Origin of the sequence: Candidatus Methanodesulfokora washburnensis (assembly GCF_003947435.1) — an archaeon.
In the GTDB taxonomy this organism is placed as follows: Archaea; Korarchaeota; Korarchaeia; order Korarchaeales; family Korarchaeaceae; genus Methanodesulfokora; species Methanodesulfokora washburnensis.
The window spans coordinates 1-13897 of the sequence record NZ_RCOS01000087.1; the positions used below are offsets into that span (position 1 = coordinate 1).

Annotated in this window: 10 protein-coding genes and 1 tRNA gene; 2 read left to right on the forward strand and 9 right to left on the reverse strand. The window is 44.2% G+C overall.

Annotated elements, in window-relative coordinates:
* Nucleotides 1-1642: hypothetical protein (locus D6D85_RS07160; protein WP_133308298.1), on the reverse strand; the 1642-nt coding region annotated here is incomplete at its 3' end.
* Between the two features lie 430 nt (nt 1643-2072).
* On the opposite strand from D6D85_RS07160, the gene D6D85_RS07165 reads away from it, so the two are divergent.
* A complete protein-coding gene (locus tag D6D85_RS07165; protein ID WP_125671386.1) occupies nt 2073-2399 on the forward strand; it encodes a hypothetical protein in 327 nt (108 codons plus the stop codon).
* Here the strand turns inward: D6D85_RS07165 and D6D85_RS07170 are convergent.
* From D6D85_RS07170 to D6D85_RS07205, 8 genes are all read right to left on the reverse strand, one after another.
* Nucleotides 2352-2801 (reverse strand): protease inhibitor I9 family protein, encoded by a 450-nt coding sequence (locus tag D6D85_RS07170; protein ID WP_125671387.1) that lies wholly within the window; start codon nt 2799-2801, stop codon nt 2352-2354. The genes D6D85_RS07165 and D6D85_RS07170 overlap by 48 nt on opposite strands.
* Nucleotides 2802-2918: 117 nt before the next feature.
* Entirely contained in the window at nt 2919-3902 is a 984-nt protein-coding gene (locus tag D6D85_RS07175) for a COG1470 family protein (RefSeq protein WP_125671388.1), read from the reverse strand.
* Complete coding sequence (locus D6D85_RS07180) at nt 3883-8793, reverse strand: S8 family serine peptidase (RefSeq protein ID WP_125671389.1); 4911 nt, start codon at nt 8791-8793, stop codon at nt 3883-3885. The genes D6D85_RS07175 and D6D85_RS07180 overlap by 20 nt, the downstream gene beginning before the upstream one ends.
* 383 nt (nt 8794-9176) lie before the next feature.
* Nucleotides 9177-9551 (reverse strand): hypothetical protein, encoded by a 375-nt coding sequence (locus tag D6D85_RS07185; protein WP_125671390.1) that lies wholly within the window; start codon nt 9549-9551, stop codon nt 9177-9179.
* Nucleotides 9552-10233: 682 nt separating this feature from the next.
* Nucleotides 10234-11454 carry a DNA primase family protein gene (locus D6D85_RS07190; RefSeq protein WP_161969742.1) on the reverse strand — a complete coding sequence of 407 codons (1221 nt, stop codon included), beginning with the start codon at nt 11452-11454 and terminating at the stop codon, nt 10234-10236.
* 67 nt (nt 11455-11521) lie between these two features.
* Entirely contained in the window at nt 11522-11758 is a 237-nt protein-coding gene (locus D6D85_RS07195) for a hypothetical protein (RefSeq protein WP_125671392.1), read from the reverse strand.
* Nucleotides 11759-11797: 39 nt separating this feature from the next.
* Nucleotides 11798-12220: a hypothetical protein gene (locus tag D6D85_RS07200; RefSeq protein WP_125671393.1), complete on the reverse strand. Its 423-nt coding sequence runs from the start codon at nt 12218-12220 to the stop codon at nt 11798-11800.
* 118 nt (nt 12221-12338) lie between these two features.
* Nucleotides 12339-13586 carry a tyrosine-type recombinase/integrase gene (locus tag D6D85_RS07205; RefSeq protein ID WP_125671394.1) on the reverse strand — a complete coding sequence of 416 codons (1248 nt, stop codon included), beginning with the start codon at nt 13584-13586 and terminating at the stop codon, nt 12339-12341.
* A gap of 51 nt (nt 13587-13637) precedes the next feature.
* On the opposite strand from D6D85_RS07205, the gene D6D85_RS07210 reads away from it, so the two are divergent.
* Nucleotides 13638-13712: transfer RNA gene (locus D6D85_RS07210), tRNA-Arg, on the forward strand.
* The last annotated feature ends 185 nt before the right edge of the window (nt 13713-13897 follow it).

Here is a 13897-nt window from a genome sequence, read left to right on the forward strand (position 1 = left end):
GTGTGACCACAGTAGCATTCTTCTTCAGTGAGATAGCTCCTCCATATGCATCAGTTACCCACATATCCTCTGTCTTGAAGTATGGGCAGAATATGCCTGACTCCAGGGTATCTGTCTTGAGCCAGTACACTCCAGCATATGCACCGCATATGTATGTGCAGTAGTATTCAGCCTTTGGAGGTTTCTCTGTGAGCGGGCATGTAACCTTTCCTACCTCTGTCCTGTTCCCTATTGATGTGAATATGTAATCATAGCATCCTATGTGCTTTGTTACATTGAACTCCCATTTGTCTATCCCATATGAGCCATTGAATACGTACATCTGGTTTGGTTTTGCGAAGAAGTACGCGTTCACATTGCCCTTGAACCATGGAAGTGCATCTGCTGACCATATGTACGTCCAGCCATTTGAGTCTCCGGATACGTTGAATATACCCCAGGCTCCTGAAACAGGCGCTATTGTCTTGTTGAATCTGGCAGCAGCTGTCTTAGCGGCATCAGGATAGTGTGCGGATACTCCATTCTTTGCTGTTGGACCCCATAATGCCGTTATAGTGCTATCCGGTATCCCTCCTATCTCCATCGTTGTCGCGTTTGCCGTGAATTTTGTGGAATTAAAGGCTGCAATTATGACGCCAAATCCGGGAAGAGGTTTCCATAATCCGCTATCTATTGCAAAGTATGGAACTCCATAAACACACTCACTGTATTTAATGCCTCCTACATTCACTGTGCACTTAGTTCCAACATAAATATTGGGATCTCCTATCACTGTGACGTTACCATAGTCTCCATTATAATCCTCTCCTGTATATTCACTATTTGCTGTAATGTTAAGATATGCGACAACACTACCGCTGCTTGGATCTATCATTGTAAGCAGGGCGTAATTATGACTCTTATCGATCTTTACCATGTTTACATGCAGTTTAAATCCAAGCCAGGGTATGTTTATATCTCCCGTGGTATTTGAGAGCTCAACAGGATAGTACTGCAGGAAGAATCCTTTTCCAGAAAGTCTGTCTCCTGTCCCAGCATAGAGAGCAAGATCTCTGTGGAGGCTAGTGACATTCTCACCTAGTATATAGTGGAATGAAGCCGGGTATACCGACATCCAGTCAAGGGGCATTATTACATAATCGTAGCCTGCTTTTCCTACATCAGGGTTGCAGTGTATAACAGTTGTATCCTTTACTATTAACCCAGGTCCTGCCCTGAAGAACATGCCTGGTTTAGCATTTACTTTGGATCCTTCCTTCTCCGTTGTTGTATTCCACACAAAAGGCGTTCCATCGGTTGCATTAAGGATTAGGAACTTTGACCAAGCTATACTATAGCTGTCCACCTTAAGCCCACCATAGTACAGTGTGATTCCATGTGCTGCAGCATCCTCAACATCCACATATGGTGCATTAGTGTAGTACAGATGGGATCCAATCTTCATTGCAAGCATTGCAGCCCCTATCATGTCCACTGAAGCAGCCTTGTCGCCTATTATTATTGCCATTGTCGCCTTTCCATCTGCTGTGTATATTGTGCCCGCCTTAACAAAGGGCTCCGGGAACATGGATATCGGAGTTGCGGCAGCTGGCAGAGCCCCCACAAGAAGGGCCACCAGCAACAACATCGCTGCCTTCCTCATTTTCTCACCTTTTTGAGATGCCCTTTCGGGCACCCGATGCTGGCTGAAACAGTATATAAATGTTGTTGATGAAACGTTTCTGAAACGTTTTCAAGACAAAAGAATGTACTACCTGAATGAATCTAATGCATATATTTAAATTTTTTATATTTTCCTTTAAATTTATTATTATGATGTTGGATATTATATAATGCTAAAAATATTTATATAGGGCTAAGGGATAGATGATGAATCTACATTAAACGACAGATCCCAAGAAGAATAGTAACAGCCTTGATCTCAACGGCCCTTGAGTTGAAGGCCTACTCCAAGGATGAGCACTGAGGTATTTGGATAAAAAAAGTAAAACATAGAAAATAAAAACTTTTTTATCTAAAATGAAAAGCGTTGTTTTCCTGTTGTTGATCCTCCAGCTCTCCTTCCTCAGCCTTTGTACAGATCAGCTCTTCTCCATAAATCAGCAGCTCGACAGATCAACCGGAGGGTAATTGGAGGAAAGGAGGTCACTGTCTCAGTGGACTACAGGGTGATAATGGGGGCAAAGAAGACGAAGTACTGCGGATTGAACAACATACCGCCTCCATTTGACACTGATAACCAGATATCCCAGTGGAGGGCAGGCTTTTCAGTGAACAGGAGATGCCTATATCAATCATATAAAGAGCCCTCCGATCCTACATTTAGTTCTTCTAAAAGTCCTCTTATGCCTCTATCTGAATATCTTGAGGATGGCAACAGCAACAAGGAGGACAATTAGTAAGGGTATGAAGACAGGAACCTCACTGACCATTTCCCTTGATGTTCCGTTCTCTGATGTCTCATTCGTTGGCTCATTCTCCTCCAATGCCCTGACAGTCCTGTCAAGCCAAACCTTCTTGACCCATGGATGGCCAGCTATCCTCTCTATCTTCCCAGCTGGGGCTGTTCCGGCAACCGCATTTATTATCTTATAAACATGTGTCACATTCATCCCATCCCCTTTCAGCACCTCTATCTGCTCATTAGTAGGCCTCTCAAAGAGCTCAACTATTATCCTGACCTCAGATGATGGATTTTCCCTTATTAAACCAAGAAGGGCTGGATCTATCTTGTCCGACTGGGCTGCCAGGACAGTTAAAGGAATGAGGAGGATAAACAACGATACATACTCAACCTTCACAAGAAAACTTACATTTCAAGTATAAAAAGCTTGTGAAAGATCCTTCATTAGTAAATTTTATCTACTATTAAATCTTAAAGATACAAAACAATAAAAAAGAGGATTGGGAATTTTAAGTCATTCCTTGTATGTTGCAGGGAAGTAAACCCAGTACCAGCAGCCATCAACTCCATAATACATCCTGTTCTTTGAGTATCCTGCTTTCCACTGCTTTATTTGTTCATCGATGCTGTAGGCAGGGGGCATGTTTTCCAATCCACAGTAGCCAGTCTTCTCATATTTTATTATCGTCCTGTAGTCCACCACCACCTCAACAGTCTTTCCCTCGATCACCTTCCTGTAGACCACTGTTTTTCCAGTTAAATTGCCAAGATGATCCATGAAATACTGAATTGGAGGTATTTTTGGAATTACATTCAGAGTGTACACAGCCTCCCTCTTTAACCCTCCCCCTTCTGCCTCTATTTTAATTGTGTATGTCCCTGGTGGAGTAGATTCTGATGTTGATATCGTGAGTATGCTTGTGAACGTCGGATATCCCGATGAAGGGCTAAATTCCCCACTTGCTCCAGGCGGTATTCCCGTAGCTTTGAGGCTTACCAGCTCAGGTGAGCCACTTACAAGGTTTACTGTTATTTTTACCTGCTTGCTCACGCCCTGCTGAGCAGCATCTGATAAAGGGCTTATCTCAAGCGTGAAGTTGAATGGAGCAGCTGCTGCAGGCACAACAACAACTGCTGGTGATGGTGCACTAAGACGAACATCGACTCTTATTGTCCCCTCTCCTGTTGCTGAGGCAGTTCCAGAATATCCTCCCTTCGATGCCATCACCGTGACCGTTACAGGAATGCTCGACACTGTGAGGACAACGTGATACTGTCCGCTGCTGTCAGTTGTTGTGATTGCTGTGTCCCCCCCTCCTGATACTGTCACAGATGCTCCTGCTGCTGGACTTCCATCTGGCATGTACACATATCCATATACTCCAACAGGGATTCCCTGTGCCGAAGCTGAGACTGCAGAGATCGATAGGAGAAGGATTAAAAAAATTGGGAGAAGTTTTTGTCTCATTTTATCCCTCCTAGCCCTCGACCTCCACATACCTCTGCGGTGAGGTGAGGTGGATGAAGTAGCCGTAGCCCTGCGAGAACAGGAAGTCCTCCTCAGGCTTGCTCACCCCAGGAATGTACCCGAAGAACCTCTGCTTTCCTGTATCCCATCCAGCTATCAGTGTCACGGAGGGGCCTATTGCCCTCGCCACATCGGATGCCCTGTAGCTGGAAGGCACTGGGAGGAATGGGGCAATCAGATTGTACCTGTTGCTTAAAGTCCTGACGTAGAACCTCTTGTAGACCCATGGGCCTGATCCCGATGAGGTGAACGCCCTTATCCCTATCGTATGCATCCCATCGCTGTACGAGGTGCCGTTTATCGCTATCTCCACCGTGGTCGCCGTTACATTCCCAACTGGCACTGCTCCGGTTATGTTCCCATCGACTGAGTACTGTATCTGTGTTATCGGGGAGGTGCACTCCGCATACACTGCCATCTTTATGACGCCCTTATCGACGTAAGCACCCGCTATCTCCGCCATCGGAACTGATGGAAGTGCTGAGCGGATGTAGAACCCTCTCAGCACAGTGAAGCTCGATATCGTCTTGTTGTCGGTGAAGTTCACCCTTATGGAGACGTAGTTGCCCTCAGAGATGTTCTTCAGCAGGAACTTATAGTCTAATATGGATCCATACAATGTATTTATCCTTATGAGCTGTGTCTGAACTGTGCTCCATGTCTTGCCATCATCCAGCGAGTACTCCACCGATTTCACATTGAATGGGTATATGGGCCCTGAAACTAGGTGCCCTGTTACATTGCCCGGAGCATGAGAGTTGTTCATGTCAAGCCCCTCTATGTAGGGGATTATATCAAGCAATTTCCACCATCCCTCGCCCTTTGATATGTTGAACTTGGTGCTCATGTACGCATATCCAGAGAGCCTCATAAGACTCTCTCCTCTTAGATCAATCTCTATTTCTGCAGGAGGACTTATGCTAAGAGAAGTCCGTATCAGTCCCCATGTGCTTCTGTTATAGATTACCGTTCCATTTCTCTTCACGACGAGATTCAGCAGAGCTGACCCTAAGGGCTCATATTTATAGTATATCTCTCCTTTTGATGTATTGAGGTATGGACTCTCAAATACCCCAAGTACATCTAAGTAATCTCCGTACACCCCGAGTCGTAGGGCAGGACGCAGAGGATGTGCATTTGATGCTATCGAATATGTTCCCGGAATCGGGTATCCTTCCTCAGCCCAATAGCTGAAGTAGGGTGTTATAACACCGGGCTGATCGTTTCTCTTGTCATAGCCTGTCCAGTACATTCCGGGTGTGATGTACTCAGTCACCTGCCTTGGAGAGCTTATGGCCCATGAGAGGCTCGGCATCCCGAACGGATAGGTCCATCCTGAGCCCTTGTCCGTAAGTATGAGCACATAGTCCCTGTGCATCAAAGCACCTATCGATGGGGTGAGAGCAGTCCTATATTCCTTGATCACCTTCGCTAGATCCGCCTCATTGTATGTCAGCATCTCGTCTTTTGTCACATTCGTCTTGGAGAAGGCAATAGCATACAGTTCGGGTGAGATTAAAGTGCTCGGATCCACCACATTGATGTACTTCCTGTCGTAATACTGGTAGTAGAGGCCTAGCGTGAGATCTGTCTGCGTTACGTATATGTCCGTGACAGAGGGATAGTACCACCAGTTCCAGAATGCATAAGCAATACCCCGCATGCATGTCCTGTTTACATAGTAATAGAATAGACCATCGGAGAGCGAGGCTATCACATGGCCTGGAGGCGAGTACGACAGTTTATGGGCATTTCTCAGATCCAGTGTCACGCTCATGTCCCCTGTCACATTGGTCTTGTTGACAGCATAGGCATCGGCATAGTACTGTTTATACCAGTCGGCACCAATGATATAGTATGTGCCGGACCAAGGCAGGTTCAAATCTATCGCACCATTTTCATCCGTTATTCCCCATGTCCACCTTGCCGTCCCCCTTTCCATCTCCTCACAGGATGGATACGCCTTGAATGCACCGACAAATGCATTACCCAATGGGTTTCCATCGAGGCCGAGGAACCTGACATGCACCACGTTCATCCTCAAGAGGCCGAATATCACATGGACATCAGAGCCCTCAACCGTGTAGTTAGTCACAACAACACCACTATACAGGCCTGATGGCAAAGATGTTGCATTTATCTCCACATTGACTGCTTTTTGTCCACCTGCAGGGATATTCAGCTCAGTTGAGTTCAGGGACACCTTATCTGTCATATCATAGCCATAAAAGACCTCCTTTAGGCTTGGGCTCAGTGTTATGTTTATCCAGCTAGTTCCAGTGTTCCTGAAGGTTATGTTGAAGTTGTATACACCACCTGCAACTCCTCCCAAGCTGAACGTAGCAGGATCAGGTATAAGCTGTGTTTCCATGGCAGCTGGAACGTTTATCCTCCCTCCTCCCTGTGTGTAAACGTCGTATCCCAGATCCTTCGACGTGCTTATCAGCACGTTCTTCACCGTATTCGGATCAAATCCCCTCGCCTGCTTTATAAGTGCAGCCGCCCCAGAGACATGAGGAGTAGCCATGCTCGTCCCGCTGAGCCTTACGTAGTCATAGACTCCATCTCCATCGACATCTATTGCCGGAATCCGTCCGTTCATTGCCCATTTTTCAATCATCGATCCCCTAGCTAAAGCAGCCCATATTCTGTAGCCTGGAGCCACCACATCGGGCTTTATCCTGAAGTCCCTTGTGGAGCCCCTGCTGCTGAACCCTGCAATTTCATCCTGTTTTGTGCTCGCACCAACTGTTATGGCCTTCTTGGATGCAGCAGGAATTCCAACTGTGAAGTATCCAGCAACATTTCCGGCAGCGACAACAACTATCCTTCCAAGATCTACAGCTCTATCGCATGCAAGGGATAGGGGATCAGTCCCATCGCTCCAGTAAGATGCACCAAGGCTCATGCTTATTATGTCTGCCTCATCCCCCGTGTTTGCTTTTCCATCAGGACCCAGTGCTGCATATTCTATGCCACTAATTACCCAATCTTCATAACCCACCCCGTACCTGTTGAGCACTTTCACGTTCCACAGCGTGGCGCCAGGTGCAACTCCTCTGAATATAGGGATGGTTAAGAGGAAGATATCATTCTCTAAGTCGGAATTTATCCAGTTTTGAGCTGTTATGCAGAACTTGCCCAGATTTGCCGCATAAACAATAGAGGGAACAGCCAAATATTTGCCGGGTGTAAGTATCCTTGGCTGTGACCAAGTGTTATTTTGATACACCATGTACCATATGGTGTATGTTATGTTTCTAGCTAGATCATCGCCCTCAAACACCAGCATCATTGTGCCATCAGGTAATACAGCTGCTGATGGATTAACAAACCCTGACCCGCTGGCCAAGAGCCCTCCTGACCATGTTGTACCCATATCTGTTGAAACGTTGTAATATATTTGAGTAATTCCACCTATGTTGGTGGTGAAGTTAAAATGATATATGTCGTATATAAATGCCCAGATCCTTCCATCGGGAGATTGGACAATTGAGCTTGAGTATAACCACATTGTTGAGTTAGCGCTCGTTAGCCTTCTGTTGCTTACCCAGTTTAATGTATTACTGCTATCAAGATTTAAGATAGCGAACCATACATCCTCATTTGATGAGGCATTAGAGGTATATGTAATGGCTATTGAGCCATTTGACAGCTGAGTAACAGGAGAATATACATGCCAATCGGGACCTGTTGTCAAATGTTTATCTTGGCTCCACACTCCATTATCGTAGACCTTGTACCAGATTTGGTAATTTCCTGTTCTGTTTGAGGCCCATAAAACTAATATCCTCCCATCCTTTAGGAATGTGACAAAGGGATATACGTCAAGGTTTCCATCTGTTGTTAGTTGTTGTGGGGATGCCCAGTTATGCCCATCATACAATGAAAACCAGATATCCCAGTTACCAGAATAATAGGAATACCAAACCATGGCTATGTGTGTTCCATTGGTGGATATTCTAGCAAACCTGTCATCGTAAGATCTTGATATTGCAGATTGAATTTCTGAAACCATAGGTGTGATGATCGACTTCTCTCCTGTACCGGCAGCTATGCTTGCAACATGGGTTCCGTGGCCAAAGTGGTCAAATGTATCGTAATCATCCGTGAAATCCACCTCTACCTTTATTTTGCTCGTCCCGTTCGGGAAGAAGAAGTCCTCATGGTTCTTGTCTATGCCTGTGTCAAGTATCGCTATCTTAACCCCGCTTCCATTATACAGGCTCCAGACGGATGGGGCACCTATAAGCGGGACGCTTTCATTTAAATGCACATGAACCTTCCTGTCAAGCCATATCTTCTCCATATATGCATTGGAAACAAGATCCTTTACCACGTCCCTCGCTTTATTCACAGGTATCTTTGCAGCTGAGGCTGGAACAAGCCTGTAGACAGGGGCTATTTCCCCTCCTCTCTCGGCAATAAGAGAGCTTATAGAGGGATACCCCTCCCTTTTCATCTGTATTATCACAGGTATCTCGCTCTGGTTCCAGTATCCCTCCTCCACAAGATATTCCACGTTGAATAGCTCTATGTCGAACTTCCTGAGGTCCACATTGCTTGGTATCACGTAAAGACCTTTTCCATCCCTGAATACCCTGAACCCCTTGTTCAGCTCTGTTGGATCTACCGGCATTATTGCAAGGACCTGTAATGTCTTGTTCACCAGCCCTACCTTCACAACATCGCCGGTTATGAGCTTCACGTCATATGTCTTCTCTATTGTCCTCTGATTTACTGAGCTTCCCTGAAGTCCCCCTGTTCTATCTCCCTGTGTATATAGTGGAGTTGCTGTCTGAAACAGAAGAAGAGAGACCAGGACAAGGATACAGACCTTTCCCACTCCATTTCTGGACATCGTATCACCGCCCTTTAAGGGCGGGCAATCAGTTAACTTTTTTTTTTAAAAACTTTTCTGTCAGATAAGAAGCAAATACAGAGATCCTTTTCTTGAAAAAAGATTAAAAAGCAGGAATAATCTTTTCTCTTCCTCCTTAAAGATGGAAGTAGGCTGGAAACGCCGATATTTTGTAAATAAACCCGGATTTTATCCTATTTTCTTCGTCTTATGTCGATAAGAAAACCGATTTATAAAGGTTACTACTTTTCTCTTGAGTTTTAAACTTAAAGATTTCCTACATCTTGCACACATGCCGATTATTGGGATCAGTACACCGGAGATTATGCCTTTCAGGTCTCCTTGTGGGGTTTCACTCCTCAGCTTCTTGCCACATGCACGCTTTAAAGTTGAGCAAGGGTTTTCCCACACTTAGGACATAGAAATCTATCTCCATCTTCAGATGGTACTGGAGCCATCCACTCATAGCAAAAGGGACATAAAACTATCTCATCAGTTCTTAAAAGCTTGGCAATGGCATAAGCCATGGAGAAGAGGGAAAATCGGAGCTTTCCCATCATCTTGAGGAGATAATCCACCTTTTTGTCAATCTCGCTCTGAAGCTCTGCCAATTCGCTGAGCTGTTTCTCGATTCCACCGCCTAGGACTTGGGAGATTTCCCTGAATGAGACTCTCAGAGCTTTTGCTATCTCTCTTGTGCTTTTTCCCTCGGAATAGAGCCTTTTTATCTCCTCTATCTTCTCCTCAGTTAAGGGCATCGAGGAAAAGAGAGGAAGGAAAATAAAAGCCTTCTCTGTTTTTGTTTTGATCTGATATCATCCTGTTACTAGGTAATGTTGCCCCTGTTATTGCTTGCTTCCCTCTGTTACCATCTGATACCCTGCTATCAAAGAAAAGGGAGATCCCTGTAATATATGCTCTATTCCTAATATTCCCCAATATCTCCTGCTTTCCCCCATTACTTCCAAGAGTATTCGGTTGCACGCATAAAGATGCTAGAGCATTATTTTTAGCTAGGATGGGTCAAGCTTATGCCTGTATAGATCTCATAGTAACCTGTATCGATCGGATTTGCTTTATTGAACGTGAAGTAGGATGCAGCTAATTCATATGCACATGCGGATATAGTCAGATCTGCATATAGCTTTTAAGCGCACACAGGGAATGATGAATCCAGACAACCTTTCGCTTCTCAGGTAATCCCTTATCTTCCTCAGGTATCTGAGGAGGACAGACCTAAAAGGGATGACCTAGGTCTGACCTTCGGAATCGTCAGCTGACTCCTGCCCTGAGCAGCAAAGATATGGATATGTATTTCAAACATAGGACACTACAGAACATGCAGAAGTCAGCCATTATTAACCCTCATAGAAGCCAAAGTTATATAGGAGAAATAATAATAGCCGAAATCCGTATGTTCCGTAGAGCTATATGTTGACATTACTCTAATCCTGTAAATCCTCTTAGGTGATCAGGTAGCTTATCCCTCAGGATCTTTATCCCCTTATAGTATCTCTTACCTCTGTCAGCATAGCTGGTATGTTTTAGCCCAGCCATCCTCTCTGTGAACTTCCTCCTAGAAAGGCTATCGATCTCCTCATTATTACAGAACCTCAGATAGAGATCATAAAGGAAAGAAGCCTCTTCTCTGACTCCCTCTTCCTCAGCTAGCCATCCCTCTTCCTTTCCTGTCTCTATAAAGTTGAAAACCGAGTCGGATCTCCTCATCCACTTCCTCTTAGCATCTTGAGGTGTGTCCTGAAAACTGAATTTTCCCTCGATGTAGGCATTTCTTATTGCTAATAGACTAAAGGCTAATAGCTTAGGTGCTTCTTTTGGTAAAAGATCATCAATAATTGCTTTTTTAATCCCCTCATTTCTCTCAAATTTGTTCGGGAATTCCAGACAGACAGCCCTAGACCAGAAGGCATTGTCGGCATTCTCCACGATTGGCGGATTATTACACAGAAATATCAGTTTAGCATAGTTGTAGAAGTAGATCGGATCTCTGAATTTCCTCTCACCTTTAATTAGGCTCTCTCCTGTCATCTCCTTTATCCATCCTGTCTCATGAACAATTTTGTTGGGAAGGTCATCGCATATATTAGCTAACTTGTGATACAACTCTATTCTGGAAAATCTCATAGAACCTGAAGCTAAATCCTGAATTGGTGTGCTTGCTATGTTATCTTTTCCTAAAAGAGAGATTAAAAGCTGAGAAAATGTTGTTTTTCCTGAATCCCTGTCGCCCCAGATCACAAAAAGACTTTTTAACGGGTATTTTCCTGCTAAGAGGGGATATCCTGTTAATTCAAGGAGAAGCGGATACTTATCTCCTGCCCAATCCTCATAATATTTTGATATAGTGCATTCATTTCTAAAACCTTCTAGGACCTCATCATAGCTCTTATCACTATAGTTCACCAGAGTTTCCAGATCAATTTTGTGTGGTATTTTGTGGAATACATAGAGATCTGGGGACGGGAAGAAAGCATAGCTACTGAGGGAATCACTATGATAGAAGAAGGCTTCCCAATCGAGGACCATGTCCTCATAAAGAATAAGCTTCTCATTGAAATCCGCTTCGGTATATGTTGAATCCCTCAGTATGCTCATAAAGTCCGTTTTATATCCTACATATCTCCTACTTCTGTTCTCCATGCCCAGAAGAAACATAACCTTAGAGAAAAGCCTCTCTAGATCCTTCTCTCCCTCTCTGTAAATCCCCCTATCGTAGATAAAAAATCCCTATAACCCTGTCCTTAACGACAAAAGTCCGTATAGGAATGTATTCCTTGAGCTTCTCCGTTAAGACTCTAGCAAATTTATGAGGGGGAGGTGCTTTATTCTCAGTCAGCTCTTCCATCAGCTCATCTCTCAAATAATAGGCTATCTCCTCAGCTATCTGATCAAAATCTTTATATTCTTCTTCAGGCTTTTTATTATTGAGTTGTGTGGTCTCCATCGGAGATCACCTTACTTTCTTTTTTCCTCTCCCTGATGCTCACCTCCCCTTCCTTGCAAACCTACTAAGGCTCTCGACAATTTCTTCTTTTCTTCTGTAACACATTTCATTTAAACAACTTATGAGGGAGTTCAAAACGCTCCTGTATGGCTCTATTGCCCTTGAAACAGCGTAATCGAAGAACTCATGATAAAGAGTTTCAATCGCTTTTTCTTCATCCTCCTCATAGACATAGATTTTCTTCCCCTTAACCTCACCTGAGAGCTTGTTATCCTGAGGCATCCAAACTACATCAAGCTCAAATCCAAGCCCTGTATCTCTTTTGAGCCTTTCTAGCTCATGTCTAAGCCTTTCTTCTATGGGAAAATTTGGATATCCTGATCCCTTCTCACTCTGTCTCTCTTTACCCGCATTTTTACTCATACTCTTCCTCTGTAAGCTATTTTGATTATCTTCTATCATCGGGAAAAATAGGACTTTATGGCTTATAAGCCTTTATTCTTATATTTTAAGGCAAAACTTTTTATTTACAAGCTTAAATAAAAGTTTTTATTTGAGTTATAATATTTGATATTCAATATTATGCAGTTCTTTTTATCACTATTTTCCCTGATGGAAGTATCGTGTATATGTCCCATCCCTCCCTCAGGTATTTCTCTAAATCCTCCTCCCTCACTATCTTCTTCGGATCTCCAGATCCCTCCCTAATCTTCTTCATCTCGTTCTCTATAAGCATCAGCTCTTCCTCCTCCGTTAGCTTTCTACCAAGCTCCCTCTCCTTCTCTATCCTTATTCTCATTGGATCTATTCCCATCATCACTGCAAACCTCCTTATTGCCTCTATAACAGCCTCATTCTTTATCTTCTCTGGGCTCTCAGTCTTGTATATCGTTAGGAAAGGTTCAGCTTTCTTCCATTCTTCTATTAGCTCTGGCTCTGATGGTCTAAAGTAGCTCAGATCAAGTCCTGTAACCTGTCCCATCCAGAGGCTTATCGTTGTCCTTGATACCCCTGCTCTCTCAAGCTGAGTCCTGTAGAACTTCCTTAAGGAGTGAATATGAAGTTGGTATCCCCCGCTGCTGTCCCTGTAGTCCATTCCAACCTTCTTTATCGCTGAATACCAGTACTGCTGGGCATGGATTTTCCTGAGAAATTTATCGGGATCTCCCCTCCTAGGCCAGAGCCATTCACTTCTTACACCTTTCCTCTCTCTATCTTTTAGATATTCTTTTAATATCTCCACACACTCCTTTGTGAGGTAAACCTTCCTCACAATACCAGTCTTTGCGGTCCTTACGTCCACATATGGGGGATCTGATTCCATGTGGAGATCCGATACCTTGAGCTGAAGGCATTCAATTAGCCTCATCCCAGTCGATGCTAATGTTAAAAACAACGCCTTATTTCTTAACCCCATGACGCTGAGTATCTTCCTCAGCTCATCGACAGTTGGAGCCCTATCTGCTCTGACAGCTTTCGCAGGAGGAAGCATAATTCTATACCTCAGAATATCAGATCTTATCTCTGCACCTGCCATTCTCAGCATCCTTATTAGAAGGTGAAGGTAGAACTTCAGGGTCTTTGGCGCAAGTTTCTCCTCCTGTATCTTGGCAAGAAAGCTCCTTATTGTCTCATATGCATCCATCTTCCCCTTTACAATATCCGTTATTGCTTCTTTGTATCCCTTTCCCGTCACATCCTCCAAGATCCTCAGGACCTTCCTAACAGCGTATATCCTCCTGTCCCCTGTTGAAGCTATCGACTCCACTATCGAGTCAATATTTAAATAGCCTGAGCTCTTCCTCCTGTTGACCCTCCTCCTCGCCATATCTATCCTAGGTAGTAGGGGAGGAGAGTCAATATAAAGTTGAGCTACGTTGGGCCCGTAGCTCAGCAAGGATAGAGCGACGGCCTTCTAAGCCGTAGGTCGCGGGTTCAAGTCCCGCCGGGCCCGTTTTCTCAAAAACAATGTTAATTTAGGAAAAAATCCAAGATTAATTATTGGGACATAAAACCGGAGATCATAGGTTTTAGAGTTTTCTAGTGGGAATAGGCATAGAGTAACTGACAATAAGGAGCTATATAATGACGGCATAGTCAGGATAATTAGCTGAATGCTAATCGAAGGAAAAGCAGCGA